The sequence below is a fragment of the Enterococcus sp. AZ040 genome (assembly GCF_050499185.1).
GTDB classification, from domain to species: domain Bacteria; phylum Bacillota; class Bacilli; order Lactobacillales; family Enterococcaceae; genus Enterococcus_D; species Enterococcus_D entomosocium.
Genome location: NZ_JBMHEW010000001.1, coordinates 2,851,834 through 2,873,145, shown reverse-complemented (window position 1 = coordinate 2,873,145; position 21,312 = coordinate 2,851,834). Strand labels below are relative to the sequence as shown.

Annotated in this window: 20 protein-coding genes, 1 pseudogene and 1 other annotated feature; of the genes and pseudogenes, 14 read left to right on the top strand and 7 right to left on the bottom strand. The window is 43.0% G+C overall.

Features of this window, described 5'->3' with window-relative positions; all coding sequences use genetic code 11:
- Nucleotides 1-954: a DHH family phosphoesterase gene (locus tag IGK63_RS13175; protein WP_008380500.1), complete on the top strand. Its 954-nt coding sequence runs from the start codon at nt 1-3 to the stop codon at nt 952-954.
- 144 nt (nt 955-1,098) lie between these two features.
- Here the strand turns inward: IGK63_RS13175 and dapD are convergent, their stop codons facing one another.
- Genes dapD through dapA form a run of 3 tightly spaced genes read right to left on the bottom strand, consistent with a single transcriptional unit; the run spans nt 1,099 to nt 3,475 of the window.
- Nucleotides 1,099-1,812, bottom strand: coding sequence for a 2,3,4,5-tetrahydropyridine-2,6-dicarboxylate N-acetyltransferase (dapD, locus tag IGK63_RS13170; RefSeq protein WP_005233952.1), 714 nt, complete (start codon nt 1,810-1,812; stop codon nt 1,099-1,101).
- Between the two features lie 12 nt (nt 1,813-1,824).
- Nucleotides 1,825-2,580, bottom strand: coding sequence for a 4-hydroxy-tetrahydrodipicolinate reductase (dapB, locus tag IGK63_RS13165; protein WP_005233953.1), 756 nt, complete (start codon nt 2,578-2,580; stop codon nt 1,825-1,827).
- A 13-nt stretch (nt 2,581-2,593) separates the two neighbouring features.
- Complete coding sequence (dapA, locus tag IGK63_RS13160; protein WP_008380503.1) at nt 2,594-3,475, bottom strand: 4-hydroxy-tetrahydrodipicolinate synthase; 882 nt, start codon at nt 3,473-3,475, stop codon at nt 2,594-2,596.
- Nucleotides 3,476-3,697: 222 nt separating this feature from the next.
- Here dapA and IGK63_RS13155 point away from each other — a divergent pair, with 222 nt between their 5' ends.
- The 8 genes from IGK63_RS13155 (at nt 3,698) to IGK63_RS13120 (ending at nt 11,289) form a co-directional block, all read left to right on the top strand.
- On the top strand, nt 3,698-4,867 hold the full coding sequence (locus tag IGK63_RS13155) for a M20 metallopeptidase family protein (RefSeq protein ID WP_008380505.1): 1,170 nt from the start codon (nt 3,698-3,700) through the stop codon (nt 4,865-4,867).
- A 4-nt stretch (nt 4,868-4,871) separates the two neighbouring features.
- Nucleotides 4,872-6,188, top strand: a complete 1,317-nt coding sequence (lysA, locus tag IGK63_RS13150) for a diaminopimelate decarboxylase (protein ID WP_005233959.1) — start codon at nt 4,872-4,874, stop codon at nt 6,186-6,188.
- A 23-nt stretch (nt 6,189-6,211) separates the two neighbouring features.
- A complete protein-coding gene (gene dapF / locus IGK63_RS13145; RefSeq protein WP_429972520.1) occupies nt 6,212-7,045 on the top strand; it encodes a diaminopimelate epimerase in 834 nt (277 codons plus the stop codon).
- Between the two features lie 93 nt (nt 7,046-7,138).
- Nucleotides 7,139-7,373 (top strand) — a binding site (T-box leader).
- 50 nt (nt 7,374-7,423) lie between these two features.
- Nucleotides 7,424-8,281 (top strand): MetQ/NlpA family ABC transporter substrate-binding protein, encoded by an 858-nt coding sequence (locus IGK63_RS13140; RefSeq protein WP_016612798.1) that lies wholly within the window; start codon nt 7,424-7,426, stop codon nt 8,279-8,281.
- A 14-nt stretch (nt 8,282-8,295) separates the two neighbouring features.
- Complete coding sequence (locus IGK63_RS13135) at nt 8,296-9,321, top strand: methionine ABC transporter ATP-binding protein (protein WP_016612797.1); 1,026 nt, start codon at nt 8,296-8,298, stop codon at nt 9,319-9,321.
- Nucleotides 9,314-9,973: a methionine ABC transporter permease gene (locus IGK63_RS13130; RefSeq protein ID WP_016612796.1), complete on the top strand. Its 660-nt coding sequence runs from the start codon at nt 9,314-9,316 to the stop codon at nt 9,971-9,973. Before IGK63_RS13135 ends, IGK63_RS13130 begins: the two co-directional genes overlap by 8 nt.
- Nucleotides 9,974-10,154: 181 nt before the next feature.
- Nucleotides 10,155-10,487 carry a zinc ribbon domain-containing protein YjdM gene (locus IGK63_RS13125; RefSeq protein WP_005233964.1) on the top strand — a complete coding sequence of 111 codons (333 nt, stop codon included), beginning with the start codon at nt 10,155-10,157 and terminating at the stop codon, nt 10,485-10,487.
- A gap of 94 nt (nt 10,488-10,581) precedes the next feature.
- A complete protein-coding gene (locus IGK63_RS13120; RefSeq protein ID WP_016612795.1) occupies nt 10,582-11,289 on the top strand; it encodes a zinc metallopeptidase in 708 nt (235 codons plus the stop codon).
- Nucleotides 11,290-11,501: 212 nt separating this feature from the next.
- On the opposite strand, the pseudogene IGK63_RS13115 reads toward IGK63_RS13120, so the two are convergent.
- From IGK63_RS13115 to IGK63_RS13105, 3 genes and pseudogenes are all read right to left on the bottom strand, one after another.
- A pseudogene (locus IGK63_RS13115) lies at nt 11,502-12,404 on the bottom strand (IS3 family transposase); the annotation flags it as partial.
- A gap of 74 nt (nt 12,405-12,478) precedes the next feature.
- Entirely contained in the window at nt 12,479-13,087 is a 609-nt protein-coding gene (locus tag IGK63_RS13110; protein WP_429972519.1) for a helix-turn-helix domain-containing protein, read from the bottom strand.
- Between the two features lie 85 nt (nt 13,088-13,172).
- Nucleotides 13,173-13,853, bottom strand: coding sequence for a hypothetical protein (locus IGK63_RS13105; RefSeq protein ID WP_008380519.1), 681 nt, complete (start codon nt 13,851-13,853; stop codon nt 13,173-13,175).
- A 748-nt stretch (nt 13,854-14,601) separates the two neighbouring features.
- On the opposite strand from IGK63_RS13105, the gene IGK63_RS13100 reads away from it, so the two are divergent.
- Entirely contained in the window at nt 14,602-16,209 is a 1,608-nt protein-coding gene (locus IGK63_RS13100) for a CTP synthase (RefSeq protein WP_016612792.1), read from the top strand.
- Nucleotides 16,210-16,472: 263 nt separating this feature from the next.
- Here IGK63_RS13100 and IGK63_RS13095 read toward each other — a convergent pair whose 3' ends face one another.
- Nucleotides 16,473-16,928 carry a YehR family lipoprotein gene (locus IGK63_RS13095; protein ID WP_005233973.1) on the bottom strand — a complete coding sequence of 152 codons (456 nt, stop codon included), beginning with the start codon at nt 16,926-16,928 and terminating at the stop codon, nt 16,473-16,475.
- Between the two features lie 368 nt (nt 16,929-17,296).
- On the opposite strand from IGK63_RS13095, the gene IGK63_RS13090 reads away from it, so the two are divergent.
- From IGK63_RS13090 to IGK63_RS13075, 4 genes are all read left to right on the top strand, one after another.
- Nucleotides 17,297-18,166: a class II fructose-bisphosphate aldolase gene (locus IGK63_RS13090; protein WP_005228297.1), complete on the top strand. Its 870-nt coding sequence runs from the start codon at nt 17,297-17,299 to the stop codon at nt 18,164-18,166.
- A 173-nt stretch (nt 18,167-18,339) separates the two neighbouring features.
- Nucleotides 18,340-19,599 (top strand): UDP-N-acetylglucosamine 1-carboxyvinyltransferase, encoded by a 1,260-nt coding sequence (locus IGK63_RS13085; RefSeq protein ID WP_016612790.1) that lies wholly within the window; start codon nt 18,340-18,342, stop codon nt 19,597-19,599.
- A gap of 2 nt (nt 19,600-19,601) precedes the next feature.
- Nucleotides 19,602-20,897 carry a transcription termination factor Rho gene (rho, locus tag IGK63_RS13080; RefSeq protein WP_005233978.1) on the top strand — a complete coding sequence of 432 codons (1,296 nt, stop codon included), beginning with the start codon at nt 19,602-19,604 and terminating at the stop codon, nt 20,895-20,897.
- 99 nt (nt 20,898-20,996) lie between these two features.
- A complete protein-coding gene (locus IGK63_RS13075) occupies nt 20,997-21,260 on the top strand; it encodes a type B 50S ribosomal protein L31 (RefSeq protein ID WP_008380527.1) in 264 nt (87 codons plus the stop codon).
- Nucleotides 21,261-21,312: the final 52 nt, after the last annotated feature.

Sequence of the window (21,312 nt, the reverse complement as noted above, 5' to 3'; positions counted from 1 at the left end):
ATGAAGGTACAAGAAGAAATACTTGCAACAATCAAAGCATTCGACCGGATCATTATCCATCGGCACCAGCGCCCTGATCCAGATGCATTAGGATCACAAGTGGGGTTGGCAGAAATTTTACGAGCTAGTTTTCCCAAAAAAGAAATCTATCAAGTTGGCGGACCCGTTGAAGGATTGGATTACTTGGCGCTGATGCAGACGATCCCTGATGATTTGTATAAAGGGGCGCTGGTGATCGTTACAGATACGGCCAATGCACCACGGATCAGTGACCAACGCTATGATCAAGGGGCGAAATTGATCAAAATCGATCATCACCCTAATGATGAACCTTACGGAGAACTGGTTTGGGTCAATACGAAAGCCAGCAGCTGTAGTGAGATGATCGTTTCGTTTTGGCAAATGTTTCAAAACGAGCTGACGATGACGCAAGAAGCGGCTCGTCTGTTATATGCGGGCATTGTTGGTGATACTGGACGGTTTTTATATCCGGCAACGACAGCGACAACCCTGCGCTTAGCGGCTGAACTATTGGATTACGGCTTTGATGCTCCGAAGATCAATCGTCAATTGGATCAAGTCTCTCGCAGTGTTGCTCGCCTTTCAGGGTATGTCTACGAAAACATCGAGATTGATGAGATTGGTGCTGGCAAAGTGATCCTATCGCAAGAATTGCAGCAGCGTTTTGGCGTAGTAGATTCGGAAACCTCAGCAGTCGTTTCCTTACCAGGGAAAATCGACGAAGTGATGGCTTGGGCGATCTTTGTCGAACAACCAGAAGGCTATTACCGTGTGCGGATGCGTTCGAAAGGTCCAGTGATCAATGAGATCGCCAAACGCCATCATGGTGGTGGACATCCGCTTGCCAGTGGAGCAAATGCAAAAGACCTTGAAGAAGTTGCAGTGATCTATCAAGAGATCCAAGCAGCGATCAAAGAATTTCAAGCAGAATAAACACTTTTACAAGCACATTTGCCAATAGAAAAAGGGCGTGCCAAAAGCTTTCGGCACGCCCTTTTTTAGACAAAACGCAGCGCAGGCTCATCACTGAACCGGTACTGCGTTTTTTTGTTGCGTATTTACGAGAAAATAAGAAGTTTACCCCCGTAGATCGTCTAAAAATTCGGTTTTGCTTTTCGTTTTCTCGTCTTTCATTTTGATGACTTTAGCTGGTGAGCCAGCAACGACTGCTCCAGCAGGGACATCTTCCGTCACCACAGAACCGGCAGCAACGACTGCACCTTCGCCGACACGGACGCCTTCAAGGACGACGGCATTTGCGCCGATCAAAACATTGTCTTCAATGATGACTGGGCTTGCTGAAGGTGGCTCAAGAACGCCAGCCAAGACAGCACCAGCGCCAATATGGGCTTTTTTCCCAACGGTTGCCCGGGCACCTAAAATCGCACCCATATCGATCATGGTTTCTTCACCAACCACAGCACCAATGTTGATCACTGCCCCCATCATGATAACGGCATTTTTTTCAATGATGGCTTGGTCACGGATAAAGGCACCTGGTTCGATACGGGCATCGACTTTCGTCAAGTCCAACAAAGGAATCGCTGAGTTGCGGCGATCATTTTCCAGATAGTGATCGGTGATCTTGTCTTGGTGCGCGGTTAAAAACTCAGCTACTTTTTGACTGTCACCAACCACGAAATAGAAGGTGCCGTTACCAAACAATTGGATGCCATCTGCTTGGACGTCGCCAAGATCTCCATTGATATAGACTTTTACAGGTGTTTGTTTATTTGCTTCTTTGATATATTTTGCTAATTGATAAGGATCGGAAAATTGTAATTCTGTCATGAGAGACCACCTTTACTTGTCGATTAGATTTTGCATGGAATAAAAACCGGCTGGTTGATCGGCTAAAAATTCCGCTGCTTTTAGTGCACCATTGGCGAAGATTTCGCGGGAGAGCGCAGTGTGTTTTAATTCAATGATTTCATCCTGCCCAGCATAGATGACAATGTGTTCCCCAGGGATCGTTCCGCCGCGAACGGCATGGATACCCATCTGCTTGCGGTCATTTACTAGATCACTGCCTTCACGCCCGTAGAGATACTCTTTTTTTGTTTCGCAGCTGTCATTGATACTATCTGCCAACAGCAAAGCTGTACCGCTTGGTGCATCAAGTTTTTGATTATGATGCTTTTCGATGATCTCAATGTCAAAGTCAGCTTCTAATGCGGGGGTGATACTTTGTAGTGCTTTGATCAGTACATTGATCCCCAACGACATATTGGCAGAATAGAAAACCGGAATCACTTTAGCAGCCAACGGCAGCATCATCTGCGTGTCTTCCGTCAAACCAGTTGTAGCAACCACGATTGGCAGCTGCTGTTCGACACAATAGTTCAACAAGGCAGGCACATTGCTATAATGAGAAAAATCAATCACCAAATCGATCGGTTGCGTGATTTTTTCTGGACGATCATAGATTGGAAAAGGACCATCTAATTGCTCGGTACGATCTAAGCCGGCGGCCACTTCTAACTGAGGGTGCTTTGCGATCAGGCTTTGCAACACTTTGCCCATGCGACCGTTTGCACCGCTTAATAAAATTTGTTTCACCAAAAACTCCTCCTTACAGCAATCCGTAATTGGTCATTTCTTCTTCTAAATGAACGAGGGTCGCATCTTCCGGGACACCCAAAGGCAAACGATAATGCAATTCGCATTTGCCCAGTAAGGAGACCGCTGCTTTGATCGGCACAGGATTTACTTCACTGAAAATCGCATCGATCAACGGTTTTTGTCGCAACTGCTCTTTGATGGCTGCTTTTACATCACCATTTAAGAAATCAGCAACGAGTTGTGCCGTTTGTTTCGGAGCGATATTGCCGATCGTTGAAATCACGCCAGAGCCACCTAAAGCTAAAATTGGGGTTACTTGATCGTCATTTCCTGAATAGATCGCAAAGTCATCATCCGCAAGACGAGCGATTTCTGCGATTTGCGAAATATCACCGCTGGCCTCTTTGATGCCTTTGATATTAGGGATTTTTTTTAGTTCTGCCACGGCTTCAGGTGTTAAATTTAAGCCGGTTCTTGAGCTGACGGAGTATAAGATCACTGGCAGCTCAACGCTTTGACAGATTGCTTCATAGTGAGCGACTAAACTTTTCTTGGTCGCTTTGTTGTAGTAAGGTGTTACAACCAATAATGCGTCAGCACCAACGCGCTGTGCTTCTTTTGAAAGATGGATCCCATGTTGGGTATTGTTGGAGCCTGTTCCTCCGATAACGGGGATTCGACCAGCAACTTGTTTTACCACCGCTTCGATCACCGCGATATGTTCTTCATCGTCTAACGTGGATGCTTCACCGGTCGTACCGCATGCAATGATTGCATTCGTTCCTTGCTGCACATGCCACTCCGCTAACTCCTTCAGCTTATCGAAATCCACCGAACCATCTTGAAGCATAGGGGTAATCAACGCAACGCCAGAACCTTTGAATATTGTCAAACTACGACACATCCTTTCAACCAATTTATTTTTCGTTACTCTACGTATAAGTGTACCAAAACGAGGGGTAAAATTTTCAATAAAAATCGAAACATTTCGACAATTTATACTATAGATTATTCGAATTATATACTATAATATTAAACAATATCAATGAAAAACTGAATATTCGCTGGTTTTTATGGATATTTTTAAAAGGAATGTATAGAAAGGTGTTTTAACATGCAAGTATCGCAAACAGTCACAGAATTAACCGAAGACGTGGTTCGTTTTCGTCGTGAATTACATACAATCCCTGAATTAGGGTTAACTGAGTTCAAAACAAAGGAATACTTGCTGCGTCAGTTGCAATCCTTTGGGATCAAAGAAATCTATCCAGTGATTGAAACCGGCTTGATTGCTGTCTTTCGCAGTGAGCGTCCAGGAAAGACACTGGCCTTTCGAACGGATATCGATGCACTACCGATCAAAGAAGAGACCGGTGTTTCTTTTGCTTCCAAACATGAAGGAAAAATGCACGCCTGCGGTCATGATGGCCATATGGCAACGATGCTAGGGTTTGCCAAATACTTAGCGACGCATCCTGAAGTGATTCGTGGAACGATCGTTTTGATTTTCCAACCAGCCGAGGAAAGCCCCGGTGGCGCTCAACTGATGATCGATGAAGGCATCTTACGAGATTTTGGCGTGGAAAAAATCGTGGGGCTGCATGTCTTCCCAGACTTTCCCGAAGGAGTCATTGCGAGTCGGAAAGGTCCTATGATGGCCCGTAACGGCGAGATCAATCTAACGATCAACGGTACGAGTGCCCATGGTGCCCAGCCTCATCAAGGGCATGATGCCATTTTAGCTGCGGCTGCGATCATTCAAGGATTGCATTCGATCATTTCACGCAATATCAGCCCGCTTTCTGCTGGGGTCATCACTTTTGGGAAGATCCATGGGGGAGATGCGGAAAATATCATTCCCGGCAAGGTCGTTTTAAAAGGAACGATGCGGGCGTTTGAAGATGAAGTCTATGAAACGATGACGCGCAGAATCACCACTGTCGCACAAGAAATCGCCAAAGGATATGATTGCACGGCGGATGTTGAATTCGAACATCTTTATCGTGTCGTGGACAATGATCCTGAGATGGTGGAAGTATTGGAAAAAGTGGTCGGGGAGAGCTACCGAGAAACACCGCCATATATGTTGGCAGAGGATTTTTCGATGTACCAAAAGGAAATCCCCGGCGTCTTTTTCTTTGTCGGTACCCGAAATGAAGAAAAAGGTTATGTCCACCCTTTACACAGCAGCAAAATGAATTTTGACGAAAAAAATCTATTGCAAGGCATCGAATGCTACGTTCGTTTGATCGAGGCGTTGAACGAGCCGACAGACAAGGAGTAAAGCGATGGCAAAAGAAATCAAGAACAATCACTTATACATTGACGGTTGCGATACCGTTGAACTGGCAAAAACCTTTGGAACCCCCCTTTACGTGTATTCCGTTTCGGAGATTCGCGAAGAATGCCAAAAGATTCAGGCGCAGTTTTTGACGCGCTACAGCAAGACACGAGCAGCATATGCCGCTAAAGCTTTCTGTACTACAGCGATGCTGCAAGTGATCAAGTCAGAAGGACTTTCATTAGACGTGGTTAGCGGTGGGGAGCTGTATACAGCGATCCAAGCTGATTTTCCAGCAGAACACATCGAGTTTAACGGCAATAACAAATCCATTGAAGAATTAGCAGCCGCCCTTGATTATGGCGTGGGACGGATCATCGTTGATGGCATTCAAGAAGTCGGCTTGATTCGCGCGTTATGTCAAGAAAAGCAAGTCGTTGCTAAAATCTTGTTGCGCATCACACCCGAGGTTTCGGTCAGCACCCATCAATTTATCTCGACCGGACAAAAAGATTCAAAATTCGGGATTCCTTTAGATGAAGAAATCTTATTTCCATTAGTGGAAGAAGTGATTCAAGCACCTGAATTGGATTTCTATGGCCTGCATTTTCATGTCGGCAGTCAATTGTCGGACAATCGCTCACATCTAGCGGCAGTTGATGCGGCTTTGGCCCTTGTCCAAACCATTCATGAACGCTTTGATTATTGGATCAAAGAACTAAATGTTGGCGGCGGCTTTGGCGTTCGATACACAGATGCAGATATTCGCCAACCCTACAGCTATTTTTTAGATCCTGTGATGGAAAAAATCGACGCCTTTTATGCGCAGCACCAGAGCGAACGTCCGACCATCGTTATTGAACCCGGTCGCAGTATCGTCGCAGAAGCAGGTATCAGTTTGCACACCATCGGCAGTATCAAGACATTGCCGGGAATCAGAACATACGCCAGCATTGACGGTGGCATGACAGACAATATTCGTCCTGGTCTTTATCAGGCAACTTACACTGGGATCTTAGCCAACCGCGCTTCCGAAGCAGCGACACAGAAGATCACCATTTCTGGTAAAGCTTGTGAGAGCACAGACATCTTAGTAAAAGATCTTGCATTACCGCCCGTTGAAACTGGGGATCTGTTTGCTACGTTCGCAACAGGAGCTTACGGCTATTCGATGGCCAGCAGCTACAATAATTTACAGATACCCGCAGTCGTCTTTGTGGAAAATGGCCAAGCGGAATTAGCCGTTAAACGCCAGTCCTACGAGCAAATGCTGCAAAATGAAGTGGTTCCTTCGTTTCTAAAAGAAGAAGCTTCCAGCAAGTAAAATTTTGAAAAGCAGGTGACAACATGACGATTCCTTATACAAAAATGCAAGGTGCGGGGAATGATTTTATCGTAATCGATAACCGCACATTGAAATTCTCCCATGAACAACTGTCGCAATTTGCTGCTCAAGTTTGCCATCGGAAATTTTCTGTCGGCGCGGATGCAGTCATGGCAGTGGATTTTCCCACAGGAACCGCTGATTTTCGGATGCGGTTTTACAATGCTGATGGGACCGAAGCAGAAATGTGCGGCAACGGCGCTCGCTGTATTGCCCGTTATGCCTTTGAGAAGGGAATTGCTGGCGAGCAGATGACCATCGAAACAGTTGCTGGCGATGTCCCCGCATGGCGCTTGTCGGCAAAACACTACAAAGTAACCTTGAATCCACCGACCGTGACTACATTTGATCAAGCGTACCCGAATCCAATGGTTTCTTTCGTGGACTATGTGGAATTGGGTGATCCAGGAATCCCTCATGCGGTGGTACACTATCCTGGTCTGGCAGAAACTGAGTTGGAACAGCTGGCTGAACTTGCCAAAGAGATACGCTATTGGGAGTTTTTCCCAAAAGGGGCGAATGTCAATTTCTATGAAGAAGATGACAAGGGTGATCTGATCGTTCGCACGTATGAACGAGGGGTGGAAGGTTTTACCTATGCGTGCGGCACAGGTTCTGGTGCCACTGCGTATGTCGTGACCAAACGTCACCAGCAAGCGGCAGCGAATGTCTTGCTGCACGTGTTAGGTGGCGAGTTAACGGTGGAAGTTGATGTTGATCAGGGCGCATTAGAATTGATCGGTAATGCGGTTATGGTCTCTGAAGGCTTGATTTTAGATGAGAATTTGACTCTGTAAACGCTGTGAAAATCATTGTAAAAAGATGGTTTTTTCGTGAAAAAAAGAATTGACATTCATTTGAGGCTATCGTATAGTTAAACACAAATTAAAAAACACGCGATGATAAGAAGAGTAAGTCAGTTTCGATTGGATCAGAGAGCTCGGATTGGTGAGAAAGAGCACAGCCGTTTGACTGAAGATGGCCTTGGAGCGTTTGGACGTGAGCAAAAGCAAGCGTGCAGCGGGATTGCCCGTTATAGCAAAGCAGTTGATAAACTGATAAGGTTGGCAGCTTGTGCCAATGAATTAAAGGTGGTACCACGAACATGGTTGTTTCGTCCTTTCTCTATGATGGAGAAAGGACGTTTTTTTATTATAAAAAGGGGGAACTAAAAAATGAAACAGTTGAAAAAGGGAATCGTTGGGTTAGTTGCTGCTGCTGTCTTAATTACATTGGCAGCTTGTGGCAATACTAGCAGCACAGAGGATACACAGTCTGGTGAAAACAGTGTAGATGCAGTGGAAGAAAAAGTCGTTGGAGTGGCACCAGGACCATATGGGGATATGGTGACAGAGGTGATCTCTCCATTACTGGAAGAAAAAGGGTATCAACTAACGACCAAAGTGTTTAATGATTATATTCAGCCGAACAATGCCTTGGCGAATGGCCAAATCGATGCCAATTTGTTTCAGCATACGGCCTATCTAGAAAAATTTTCGGCAGATAACCAGTTATCTCTTACGGCATTACAAAAAGTGCCAACATTGGGAATGGGCATCTATTCGAAGCAACTGTCCAGCTTGGATGAGTTAGCAGACGGGGCGACTGTTTCGATTGCCAATGATGCCTCAAATTTAGCTCGGACCTTGCAACTGTTAGCTGCCAATGAGTTGATCACCATCGCAGACAATATCGACGAAACGAAGGCAACGGTGAATGATATCGAAGAAAATCCGAAGAATCTGACATTTAAAGAATTAGACGCAGCCCAATTGGCTCGTTCGTTAGATACAGTTGATTTAGCTTTAGTACCAGGAAACTTCGCTTGGGCGGCTTCTCTTGATCCTGCAGATGCTTTGGCGTTGGAGTCGTTGAAAGAAGAATATAAAAATGTCTTTGTGGTGTCCTCCGAAGAAGAAGACAGTGATTTTGCTAAGGCAGTTACGGAAGTATTAGAAAGTGATGCATTTAAAGAAGCGATTGCCGAATCACCGTTCAGCAACTTTGATCAACCGAAATTTTGGACTGAGTAAGAAGGGCATATCTTATGGCAAAAATAGAAGTAAAACAAGTATCAGTGACATTCACTCATAAAAAACAAATCAAAAAAGCAGTGGATTCCGTTGATTTTTCCGTTCAAGCTGGAGAAGTATACGGGATCGTCGGATTGAGCGGGGCTGGGAAAAGTACCTTGGTTCGTACGTTGAATCTACTGCAGGTGCCCTCTAGCGGTCAAATTCTGATTGATGGTCAAGACATCACGCAAGCCAAAGGCAAACACTTGCGTGAAGTACGACAAAAAATCGGGATGATCTTTCAGCATTTCAATCTGATCCATAATCGAACCATCAAGGAAAATTTAGCCTTTGCTTTGCGCGCTGGGCATTATCCGAAAGATCAGCAAGAAGCGAGGATCAAGGAACTGTTGGAAATGGTGGATCTGCCTCACAAAATTCACGAGTATCCGAATAATTTGTCTGGGGGAGAAAAGCAACGGATCGGCATTGCACGAGCGATTGCCAACGAACCTGAGATTTTGTTGTGTGACGAAGCTACCAGTGCGTTAGATGTTGAAACGACTGAAGAAATTTTGAAATTATTGATCCGAATCAAGGAACAGACAGGCATCACCATCGTCTTTATCACCCATGAATTGGATGTTGCTCGCAAGTTTTTTGATCGGGTAGCAGTGATGGAAAAGGGTCGCATCGTTGAAGAACAAACGACCTACGGCTTGTTCAGTCAGCCTAAACAGCCTATTACAAAAAAACTGGTAGGTCGCTACTTGGATCTGACGCTTCCCGAGGAGATTCTAGCATCCTTCACTGAAGGCGACTTGCTGGAATTGCGCTATCAAGGTGAGTATACGTTAGAACCGCTGATTTCGACTGTAGCTAAAGCCTACGATGTGTCGGTCAATATTATCCACGGAAAAATTGAGTATATCAAAAAAGATGTGATCGGTATTTTATATATCTATTTGACCGGACCCGCCGAAGAAGCAGCAAAAGCCCGAGCACACTTGGCTGCGAACGTCTTTTCTTTAAGAAAGATAGGTGAAGAAAATGGCTGATACGCTTGAGATTTTAAAAACAAACCTGACCCAAGCACTATGGGAAACATTCTTCATGGTGGGAACTTCAGCAATTATAGGAGTAGTTTTCGGCTTATTGATTGGATTAGTCCTGTTTTTAGTCGGCAGTAACCTTTTTCATAAAAATGTTTTCTTGCATCATCTGGCCGATTTTGTCGTCAATGCAATCCGTTCGCTACCATTTTTGATCTTATTGATTACGTTGATTCCGTTATCAGCGGTGCTGATCGGTGATCCTTATACCCCGGCGGGCGGAGCGATTGCTTTATCGATTGCCGCGATTCCTTTTTACGCCCGAATCGCTGAATCCGCATTTGCCGAAATCGACTATGGCGTCCTTGAAGCTAGTGTCGCTTCCGGAGCATCGACGGGGCAAGTTATTCGCGAAGTGATTTTACCAGAAAGTCTGCCAGCTTTGATTCGCGGATTTGTGTTAACTTTGATCAGTCTTTTAGGCTACTCGGCGATGGTGGGAACGATTGGCGCAGGCGGCATTGGCGATTTAGCGATTCAGTATGGTTATTATCGCTATGAAACGGCGATTTTGATTGTGGTGATTCTCTTGTTGATCCTTTTGGTACAACTCATCCAATGGATCGGCGATGCTTGTGCAAATTATTTCTCGAAATAAAAATGAATTCTGTGTAGTTCCTTTTCGGATACACTTGAATTATCGCTTCTGTTATTACTCTACAGAAGCGATTTTTTTGCTTATCGGTCACTGATTTTTGGTTGCGCCACTAGTGGTTTTTCGGTATGCTGATGGTGAGTTGTTTTTTACAGCGAAAATTATATTTTAAAGGAGCAACACTATGACTCAAATTCCTAATTGTCCAAATTGCCAATCTGAATACGCTTATGAAGATCGCGGGCTGTTTGTTTGTCCTGAATGCGGAAACGAATGGCAAGAGCAACAAGCGGCGGAAGAAGCACCCGTATACAAAGATGCCAATGGCAATATTTTAGTAGATGGTGATACAGTAACGGTCATCAAAGACTTGAAAGTCAAAGGCGCATCTGGCGCCATCAAACAAGGAACGAAAGTGAAAAACATCAAATTAGTCGAAGGCGACCATAACATTGATTGCAAGATCGATGGCTTCGGCCCAATGAAACTAAAATCAGAATTTGTAAAAAAAGGTTAAAAACAAAATCTTCCAGTCATCTTCATAATTTTTTCACCACTTTAATGGTAAAATAAGGTCAAAGATTAAAAGGGGGAATTTTATCGTGTATGGTATGGGCGGATACGGGTTCGGCTTTTTTTATGACCCGACTTTCATTCTCGTAATTATCGGTATGGTGATTTCGCTAGCAGCGTCAGCGTATGTCAAAAGTACCTTTAACAAATATGACAAAGTCAGAAGTAAAAATAATATTACCGGCACAAAAGCGGCGCAGTACATCTTGCAGAGCCAAGGAATCAATAATGTTGGTGTGCAAGCGATCGCTGGTGATTTGACGGATAATTACAATTCTGGCAACAAAATGTTGAGTTTATCGCAATCCACCGCACAATCAACTTCGGTAGCAGCAATCGGTGTTGCGGCCCATGAGTGTGGTCACGCAGTCCAAGATGCCAAAGGCTATTTTCCTTTGCGCTTGCGTCATGCGATCGTACCGATCGCCAATATCGGAACCAGCATCTCGATCCCGTTGATTTTGATCGGGGTACTATTACGAGGCTCGTTTCTGATCAACTTAGGTTTGTTGGCTTTCTCATTGGCGTTTATTTTCCAATTAGTGACCTTGCCAGTCGAGTTCGATGCCTCAAAACGGGCGATCCGTATTTTGGCAGATGGTGGCTTGTTAACAGAAGAGGAAGTACCACAAGCGAGAAGAGTGCTCTTTGCCGCAGCGTTGACCTATGTCGCAGCTGCCGTAGCAACCTTATTGCAACTCTTACGTTTGATTATTTTATTTGGTAATAACAACCGTCGGAATTAATCGACAGTGTGACAGAAAAAAGACCAGCTCAGCATGCTGGGCTCCCCGTCAAGTGGACAATGAAATAGAATAAAATTATTTTGACGACTGTCTACCGAAATTCGGTAGGCAGTTTTTATGTTTTTTACTTTGTTTAACCTCAACTTTGCTCGACTGGCCTCCTTCTTGGTTAAGCGGATGTATTCTATTCGCTTGTCCAAGAGGGGGAGTGATTAAGCTGCCATTAATAATTCTTGATGAACTTGGATCGGTGTTTTGCTCTTCAAACATCGTTGATAGCGACCATTGTTGTAATAGTTCATGTATTTCTCGATCATTTCAACGAGACTTTCTCTACTGATAAACTTTCGCCGATAATATTTTTCTCGCTTAAGCATTCCCCAGAAACCTTCCATTGGACCATTATCGGTACAACGGGCGACACGAGACATACTCTGCTTCATTTTCGCTTTCTTTAGCTTTGTGCAAAAAACTTTACTTGTATATTGAAATCCGCGATCGCTATGAAATAGCGGATGAGCGGTTGGTTCGGCGGCGACTGCTTGATCGAAGGTATCAAAGACTAATTTATTGTCATTTTTGTCGCTGATGACAAATGAAACAATGCGACGATCGGCGAGATCGAGAATAGCGCTCAAATAGATTTTCTTCACTTCGGCCCCTTCATAATACTTGAATTCACTCACATCTGTTAGCCATTTTTGATTCGGTTGATCCGCATAGAACTTTCGATTCAAATAATTTTTCGCAATATGATACGGAGTCTTGGATGCCTTAGTGATACTATTGCCTGAATGCTTGATGGTTGATTGGATTTGAAGTTTGCGACAGATTCGAAGAATACGCTTGTCATTCACTTGAAAGCCATAATCATTCACGAGATCTTCACAGATTCTGCGATATCCTTTATCGTTGTCTGCTTCATAAATATAACGAACAAGGTCTGCCAACTGTTCATTCAACACCACTTCAGGCAGTTTGGGATTTTTTACCCAACAATAATAGGCCGATCTTGTGACATGGAGCAGTGTACACATGGTGTTAATTGGATAGCTTTTTGTCTCGTGCAGCTCTTTGATCGATTGGTATTCAAACGTATGACGAACTAATTCAAATCCCGCCTCCTTTCTAACTCGCTGACTTTTTTTAACAGGTCATTTTCCATTTCAAGCAACTTGATCCGTCGTTCTTATTGAGCCAGTTTATCGCGCATTTCTTCTTCGGGTGTTCTGGCAGGTTTACTTCCCGCTCGTTGCCCTCGACGGTCTTCTAAGCCTTTTTCTCCCATCTCGTCGTATTTCAACACCCAGTTCCGAATTTGTTGGTAAGAGACTTGGTACTGAATTGCGGTTTTCCCATAGTCTCGACCGTTGATAATACAGTCATGCACAATTTTAATTCGTTCATTCAATGTTGTTTTTCTGGATTTACTCATTCTACTTCCACCACTTTCTGATTTGAAGTTTCTATGAGTATTATATATCTTTAACCAGTCTTCTAATTGTTTTTTGTTACGAAGCCCGTATTTCTTGGCGACAGCTCTTAAGCTACCATGTGTTCCAGCTAAATAATCATGGACCGCATTCAGTTTCAACTCTGTTGAGTATGATTGATTCCTTTTTGTAGGGAGTAAACCTGTGGGTCCTTCATTCTCATAAAGAGTGATCCACCTTTCTATCGTACTGAAACTTACTTGTGCTTCTTTGGCCAGGCTGTTTATGCTAGCTTCATTTTTTAAAGCTCTTTCTACAAAAGCTAGCCGTTCTTCTGAACTTAATTTCATTTTTCCTCTAGACATACAAACTCCCCCTATATAAGCCACTTTATATTTCAGTGTCCTATATAGGGGGAGCATATCAGCATCCTGAACTGGTCTTTTTTCGTTATTCTACTATTAAGTAAACGTAATAGACGTTTTCAACGCTTTTTAAATTTTCTTCAGATAGATTGTTTTCCATTTCAGCATATAGTTTGACGTCACCGCCCTTGGCAATATAAAGCAACGGAATTTCTTGTTTTTTCTCAATGTTAAGCTCGTTATTGGGAATACTAGTGCTAGCTCCAGTGGGAGATAAACTATCTTCTCCAAGGGACGTATAGTGGAATTTAGATAAGTCGGTCATTGTATTTGATGAGGAACCATTTGAAAATAAATCAACGAAGAGTAGAGAATCGCTCTTAGTAATTCCTATGTTCAAATAGCCATTATAATCACTTCTTGGCTCTGTTATCAGGGAAGCGACTATTTTGTGTTCTTTTATCTCCCCTTTTTGATAATAATCAAAGTAAACCGTCATGGACTCAGCCACTGTGTTAAATTTCAGTTGTGAGCCAAAATCCAACAATAAACTAGAAAGGTCCATAGGGTTCTCTAGCTGAACAAGGTGATTATTGGGGACGCCAGCTACTTTTTTACTAGGGAAAGGACTGTAATTATAGTAATAACAATAAAGCATGGTAGGTAGCCCTATCACGAGCAAGAATGCGAAAAAAATCTGTAAAGGATTTCGAGACCGGATTAGTGTCTTGACAGTATCTGGTGCTTTTTGGTTTTTAGCAGTCATTGTCTTCTTCCTCCAAAATTGTGGCTTCTATAGAATCTCTTTTGGGAGACAATAGAATTTGATTGTTTCCTTATCGGTAAATGATTACCGGAAGATACCACAAAAAAATAATTTAAATATATATCTATAATCTCAAAGATAACCAAAAAGCGCAATCAAATTTTGATATTTATTGAGGGCACTCCTTATTGGGGAATAATCATTCAGAGCACATTACTTGGCAGACAAAAATAGCAGAATAGTTAGCTCTATCCTGCAAAAGAAAAATTATCTTAGCGTAGAAGGCAGGAATCGAACCTGCACCTCGTCTTTGCCAAAAATAACCAGAAATATGTTCCGATCATTTTTACCAAAACGAGTAAAGCGCCAGACTTCATCTACACTTTGTATTATGCCAAAGAGAGTTCAACGATTTCGTAAGAAGCAATGAAAAATTTGCAAAAAGTTGTGCAGAAAACATGAAGGTTGTTTAAGAAAGAGTAACCTTAGAATGCCAGTGTGAAAAAGGAGGAACCAGCTGCAACGAAGCGTAAAGCGCTTCGTTTGGAAGCCTCCGTTTTTTCTGAAAAAATCAGATAAAGTTTTCTTGACATTTGTGAGGTGAGAATGTATCATTCTGTTTGGGCACTCTTTACAAGAGTCAGAAAGTGATTTAGAATTTTCGCTCCCTATTCATTTATGGATAGGGAGCTTTTATTATTTTCTAAATGCTTTTCCTGTAAAATAGATTAAAGGAGTTTTTCAGTTTATGACAAAATATATTTTTGTAACCGGCGGTGTGGTTTCTTCTATTGGTAAAGGGATCGTAGCAGCATCATTAGGACGTTTGTTGAAAAATCGCGGCTTGAAAGTAACCATTCAAAAATTCGATCCGTACATCAACGTCGATCCAGGAACGATGAGCCCATATCAACATGGTGAAGTATTCGTAACCGATGATGGAGCAGAGACCGACTTAGACTTAGGTCACTATGAACGCTTTATCGATATCAATTTGAACAAATACTCAAATGTAACAACTGGAAAAATCTATTCAGAAGTTTTGCGGAAAGAGCGTAAAGGAGAATACTTAGGCGCGACTGTTCAAGTGATCCCGCACATCACCAACGAGATCAAAGAAAAAATCATGCGGGCAGCCAAAATGACTGATTCAGATGTGATCATCACAGAAGTCGGCGGAACAGTAGGGGATATTGAATCATTGCCGTTTCTAGAAGCTTTGCGTCAAATGAAGGCAGACGTAGGTGCGGACAACGTGATGTACATCCATACGACGCTGATTCCTTATTTGAAAGCAGCAGGCGAAATGAAAACAAAGCCGACACAACATAGTGTGAAGGAACTGCGCGGCTTAGGGATTCAACCAAATATCTTGGTCGTTCGGACAGAACAACCTGTAGGACAATCAACAAAAAACAAATTGGCACAATTCTGTGACGTGGCACCAGAAGCCGTGATCGAATCTCGTGACGTTGAGACCCTGTATTCGATCCCATTGGCACTGCAAGCGCAAGGCATGGATCAAATCGTGTGTGATCATTTGAAACTGACTGCACCAGTTGCTGACATGACTGAATGGCAAGCATTGGAAGAAAAGGTACTGAATTTGAAGAAAAAAGTACGCATCGCATTAGTCGGAAAATACGTGGAATTGCCAGATGCTTATCTATCAGTTGTCGAAGCCTTGAAACATTCTGGTTTTGCCTTTGATGCAGACATCGAGATCGATTGGATCAAAGCCCAAGAAATTACACGAGAAAACGTGGATTCTTACTTAGGTGAAGTAGACGGGATCCTTGTTCCTGGTGGATTTGGTGATCGCGGGATTGAAGGGAAAATCGAAGCGATCCGTTATGCTCGGGAAAATGATGTGCCATTCTTAGGTATTTGTCTTGGGATGCAAATGGCTTGTGTGGAATATGCCCGCAATGTCGTTGGCTTGGAAAATGCCAATTCCGCAGAAACGGATCCTGAAACAGCCAACAACATCATTGACTTGATGGCTGACCAAGAAAACATCGAAAACTTAGGTGGAACATTGCGTTTAGGCTTGTATCCATGTAAAGTGAAAAAAGGCACCAAAACAGCTACAGCTTATGATGGGGAGGAAGTTGTTCAAGAACGTCACCGTCATCGTTATGAATTTAATAACAAATATCGTGAAATCTTTGAAGCAAATGGTATGGTCTTCTCAGGTGTGTCACCAGACAATCGTTTGGTTGAGATCGTTGAGATTCCAGAAAACAAATTCTTCGTGGGTTGCCAATTCCACCCAGAATTGATTTCTCGTCCAACTCGCCCACAACGCTTGATCAAAGCATTTGTTGGAGCTTCATTAGATAACCGCCAAGCATAATAATCGCTAGCGGCAAAATCAAGCAATGAATGTGCGAAACTCCTCATCTCAAGATGGGGAGTTTTTTGAGTTGCGCGATCCCAGTAATCCGTAAAAGGTTGAAACTTGCTTGAGCGTTGGTAGAAGCTATCCCTTTTTGCACACAAAAAAACTTCCGTCAAAGCGACCGGAAGTTTCTGACTGATGCATTATTTTTTTCGCTAACAGTTCGAATGAAATCCGCCAGCGGTAACGCATGTTGATTTGCTGGTGCCTAGAGAGGATTATTCTTTTAGCTTATACCCTTGGTCTAAGAGCATTTCCTCTGTACGTTCCATGCTGATCCCATTTTCGGTGTTTCCTTCAAAACTAACCCCAGGCAATTGTTTCGCTGAATCATAATCCAACTCATCATAATTGATGGTCAATGATTCAGTCGCTTCACTATCTGTATAGTCGAGGGAATAGTCCAACCCTTTGACTTGCTGATACTGCTCTGCGATCGGATCAAGTACCGTCTGTGCTTCTTCTTTGGTCGTTACCCCAATCGCTGAATACGGCATGACATTGTTCGCAGTCTGGGTTTTTACTTTATCGCCTTCATAAGTGAAGACCAGTTCCATCGAAACCCCATTTTGATCCATTGTGAATGTTTTGGTTTCTTCTTTGGCCCCCGAGCTGCAACTTGCCAAGAAAAGAACCCCGATGACTGCCAAAAATCCAATAAGCGCTTTTTTCATTTTATCCCTCCTTTTTTACATGATAATATAGCTGCTTTCACAAGGCTATTCTTATGCTCAGAGGAGAAGAAGGAAGGATTTACTGGAAAATTATGATAAAATGACGAAAAAATATGTGAAATTTTTCTCGAATTTTCACACGCTGATTTGTTATCTAACGACCGCAGACAGAAGAGAAAAACCTTACAGAATCGTAGACTTTCAGAAAAGATGATGAAAATGCTGGATTTTTATATTTGTGCAATCTTTTTTTGAAAAGAGAAATTCCTCTTTTTAGTAGCAAATACCGCAAATCTTTGCTAAAATAGCATTGTCGGTTAAGCATTGCTTAACAAATAAAGTTTTTCAAAACTTAGGAGGAATTTTTTATGCCAGTAGTATCAGGAGCTGAATTCTTAAAAGCTGCTCGTCAAGGCGGATATGCAGTCGGCGGATTCAACACAAACAACTTAGAATGGACACAAGCGATTTTAAAAGCTGCTGAAGCGAAAAAAGCGCCAGTTCTAATCCAAACTTCAATGGGTGCTGCCAAATATATGGGCGGATACAAAGTTGCTAAAGACATCGTTACAAACTTGGTTGATTCAATGAACATCACTGTTCCAGTTGCAATCCACTTAGACCATGGTGATTACGATGCAGCAATGGAATGTATCGAAGTTGGTTACACTTCTGTTATGTTTGATGGCTCTCACTTACCATTTGAAGAAAACTTGAAATTGGCTAAAGAAGTTGTCGAAAAAGCACACGCAAAAGGCGTTTCTGTTGAGTGTGAAGTTGGTTCAATCGGCGGAGAAGAAGATGGAATCATCGGTTCTGGCGAATTAGCTGACATCGAAGAATGTAAACAAATGGTTGCAACTGGTATTGATTACCTAGCTTGCGGAATTGGTAACATTCACGGTCAATACCCTGAAAACTGGAAAGGCCTTGCTTTTGACCACTTACAAGCAATCGCTGATGCAGTAGGTTCTGATGTACCATTAGTATTACACGGTGGTTCTGGTATTCCTCAAGACCAAATCGAAAAAGCAATCTCAATGGGTGTTTCTAAAGTAAACGTAAATACTGAATTCCAATTATCATTTGCTAAAGCAACTCGTGAATACATCGAAGCTGGCAAAGATAAAGAAGGCAAAGGATTCGACCCTCGTAAATTATTAGCACCAGGTGTTGCTGCAATCGTTAAAGATGCAGAAGAACACATCGACTGGTTCGGTTCAGCTGGTAAAGCTTAATCTTAATCAAAGATTAAAACTCTTAGAATCACTGATTCTAAGAGTTTTTTTGTTTTCTAAGAAAATATTCTTGATGCGGGGATCAAAAATATACTGCATCTTTTTTCTTTGTGTAATCTGTGCTAAAATTGGAATGATACACATAAATTAAAAAAGAGTATAGGTGGAATTCAATGAAAAAAATTGTCATCAACGGCAATCGTCCCTTAAAAGGTGAAGTCACCATTAGCGGCGCAAAAAACAGTGCAGTCGCATTGATCCCGGCAGCGATCTTAGCTGATTCACCGGTCATTTTAGAAGGAGTGCCCGACATCCAAGATGTGCACTCATTAATTGAGATTATCAAAATCATGGGCGTGAAGACCCATTTTGAAAACAATACGCTAGAGATCGATCCAACCAATATCGTTTCGATCCCGATGCCTAACGGAAAAATCAATAGTCTACGGGCTTCGTATTATTTCATGGGGGCATTATTGGCGAAGTTTGGTGAAGGCGTCGTTGGGTTGCCTGGCGGCTGTTTCTTAGGCCCGCGACCAATCGATTTGCATATCAAAGGCTTCGAAGCACTTGGCGCAAAAGTCACCAACGAGCATGGCGCCATGTATTTGCGTACCGAAGAAGAAGGCTTGACTGGCGAACGGATTTTCTTAGATATGGTCTCCATCGGAGCAACAATCAATGTAATGCTGGCAGCAGTAAGAGCCAAAGGTAAAACGATCATTGAAAATGCTGCACGGGAACCTGAGATCATTGATGTCGCGACCCTTTTAAATAATATGGGAGCGAAAATCAGAGGTGCAGGTACCAATGAAATTCGTATCGAAGGTGTGGAAGAACTGCACGGTTGTCGTCATTCTATTATTCCAGACCGAATCGAAGCAGGAACCTATCTTTCTTTAGCCGCAGCAGCGGGTGAAGGCATTACAGTCAAAAATGTGATTTATGAGCATCTAGAAAGCTACATTGCGAAATTGGAAGAAATCGGTGTGCGAATGGATATTAGCGAAGATGAAATCTATGTGCATCCCTCAAAAGAGTTGAAACCAGCGACTGTGAAAACTTATCCTTATCCGGGATTTGCCACAGACCTGCAACAGCCGATCACACCATTATTGCTAAAAGCAAAGGGAACATCGGAGATTATGGACACGATTTACGCCAAACGGGTCAACCATATTCCTGAATTAGCACGGATGGGCGCACAAGCAACGACAGAAGGCAACATGATTTTTGTCAGCGGACCGAGCCAATTGCACGGAGCAGAAGTTGTCGCTTCTGATTTGCGGGCAGGGGCTTGTCTAGTTATTGCCGGATTGATGGCGACTGGCACGACTAGCGTCTTTAATGTCGAGTACATTTTGCGCGGCTATGATCATATCATCGAAAAACTAACGGCTCTTGGAGCTGATATTCAAATGATAGAGGAGTAATTATGAGCGATTATCTTACGATGGCAGAGTTGGAAAACAAAACCTTAAAAGAGATCTACACCTTTGCCAAAGAGTTTCGAATTCCTTATTACAGCCAAATGAATAAAAAAGAATTGTCATTGGCTGTGATACGGGCGCAGGCGGAAAAACAAGGCTTCTTTTATATGGAAGGAATCTTGGATATCGTAGGCCAAGAAGGCTATGGTTTTTTACGTCCAATCAACTATGGACCGAGTGCAGAAGATATCTATATTTCTTCTTCACAGATTCGTCGGTTTAGTTTGCGTAATGGCGATAAAGTCGCCGGTAAGGCGCGCCCGCCTAAGGAATCTGAACGCTATTATGGATTGATGCACGTTGAGTCTGTTAACGGCAAAGATCCAGAAGATGCCAAAGAGCGTCCGCATTTTCCAGCGCTGACGCCCCTTTATCCGAACCGTCATTTAAAATTAGAAACAACGTCAGGACGTCTTTCGACTCGGATGATCGATATGCTGGCGCCAGTGGGTTTTGGTCAACGGGGACTGATCGTTGCCCCGCCTAAAGCTGGGAAAACCAGTATATTGAAAGAAATTGCCAATGGGATTACGGACAACTATCCTGAGGTGGAATTGATCGTACTTTTGATCGACGAGCGTCCAGAAGAAGTAACTGATCTAGAACGTAGTGTCAAGGGTGACGTGGTTTCTTCAACCTTTGACCTACAGCCTAGCAATCATACCCGTGTTTCAGAATTGGTACTAGAACGGGCGATGCGCTTGGTGGAAGACAAGCGTGATGTCGTGATTTTGATGGATAGTATCACTCGTTTGGCGAGAGCTTATAACTTAGTCGTTCCTCCAAGCGGACGTACACTAAGCGGCGGGATCGATCCAGCTGCTTTGTACAAACCGAAGAAATTCTTTGGCGCTGCCCGCAATATTGAAGAAGGCGGTAGTTTGACGATCCTTGCCACAGCTTTGGTAGATACCGGCAGCCGCATGGATGATGTCATCTATGAAGAGTTTAAAGGAACCGGCAATATGGAGCTGCAGCTTTCTCGCAGCCTCGCAGAACGCCGGGTCTTCCCAGCGATCGACATCAAGAAATCTGGTACCCGTAAAGAAGAATTGCTGATGAGCAGTGAACAATTGGAAGAAACTTGGCGCTTACGCAACAACATGTTGGGGGATTCCTTGGAGTTCACAGAACAATTCATTCAATTCTTGCGCAAAACGAAAAAGAATGAAGAGTTTTTAGCGGCTTTTCATGATGTCCATTTCGGAGACAAGCGGCCAAAAAGAAATATAAAAAGATAATTGCATCTAAAATCCAAACATGGTAAGATAGTCATGTTGTAAAATCGACAAATCAACTCTGGTGAAGCAAATGAGCCAGGGCAAAGGAGAGAAGAAGAAATGAAACAAGATATCCATCCAGATTATCATCCAGTTGTATTCATGGACTCAACTACTGGTTTCAAATTCTTATCAGGTTCTACAAAGAATTCTCAAGAAACTGTTGAGTGGGAAGACGGCAACACGTATCCATTGATCCGTGTCGAAGTAACTTCTGATTCACATCCATTCTACACTGGACGTCAAAAATTCACACAAGCAGACGGACGTGTGGACCGTTTCAACAAAAAATACGGTCTCAAAGACAACAACGCTGCAGAATAAGACAAATAAATGTAAATGTTGTTTCGATAACATTTCTGAGGTTTCCCTTTTA

Bases quoted from the DNA above. Each gene is read 5' to 3' on its own strand.
- IGK63_RS13175 (WP_008380500.1), top strand. From the start codon at position 1: ATGAAGGTACAAGAAGAAATACTTGCAACAATCAAAGCATTCGACCGG.
- dapD (WP_005233952.1), bottom strand. From the start codon at position 1,812: ATGACAGAATTACAATTTTCCGATCCTTATCAATTAGCAAAATATATC.
- IGK63_RS13155 (WP_008380505.1), top strand. From the start codon at position 3,698: ATGCAAGTATCGCAAACAGTCACAGAATTAACCGAAGACGTGGTTCGT.
- lysA (WP_005233959.1), top strand. From the start codon at position 4,872: ATGGCAAAAGAAATCAAGAACAATCACTTATACATTGACGGTTGCGAT.
- dapF (WP_429972520.1), top strand. From the start codon at position 6,212: ATGACGATTCCTTATACAAAAATGCAAGGTGCGGGGAATGATTTTATC.
- IGK63_RS13140 (WP_016612798.1), top strand. From the start codon at position 7,424: ATGAAACAGTTGAAAAAGGGAATCGTTGGGTTAGTTGCTGCTGCTGTC.
- IGK63_RS13135 (WP_016612797.1), top strand. From the start codon at position 8,296: ATGGCAAAAATAGAAGTAAAACAAGTATCAGTGACATTCACTCATAAA.
- IGK63_RS13130 (WP_016612796.1), top strand. From the start codon at position 9,314: ATGGCTGATACGCTTGAGATTTTAAAAACAAACCTGACCCAAGCACTA.
- IGK63_RS13125 (WP_005233964.1), top strand. From the start codon at position 10,155: ATGACTCAAATTCCTAATTGTCCAAATTGCCAATCTGAATACGCTTAT.
- IGK63_RS13120 (WP_016612795.1), top strand. From the start codon at position 10,582: ATGGGCGGATACGGGTTCGGCTTTTTTTATGACCCGACTTTCATTCTC.
- IGK63_RS13110 (WP_429972519.1), bottom strand. From the start codon at position 13,087: ATGTCTAGAGGAAAAATGAAATTAAGTTCAGAAGAACGGCTAGCTTTT.
- IGK63_RS13105 (WP_008380519.1), bottom strand. From the start codon at position 13,853: ATGACTGCTAAAAACCAAAAAGCACCAGATACTGTCAAGACACTAATC.
- IGK63_RS13100 (WP_016612792.1), top strand. From the start codon at position 14,602: ATGACAAAATATATTTTTGTAACCGGCGGTGTGGTTTCTTCTATTGGT.
- IGK63_RS13095 (WP_005233973.1), bottom strand. From the start codon at position 16,928: ATGAAAAAAGCGCTTATTGGATTTTTGGCAGTCATCGGGGTTCTTTTC.
- IGK63_RS13090 (WP_005228297.1), top strand. From the start codon at position 17,297: ATGCCAGTAGTATCAGGAGCTGAATTCTTAAAAGCTGCTCGTCAAGGC.
- IGK63_RS13085 (WP_016612790.1), top strand. From the start codon at position 18,340: ATGAAAAAAATTGTCATCAACGGCAATCGTCCCTTAAAAGGTGAAGTC.
- rho (WP_005233978.1), top strand. From the start codon at position 19,602: ATGAGCGATTATCTTACGATGGCAGAGTTGGAAAACAAAACCTTAAAA.
- IGK63_RS13075 (WP_008380527.1), top strand. From the start codon at position 20,997: ATGAAACAAGATATCCATCCAGATTATCATCCAGTTGTATTCATGGAC.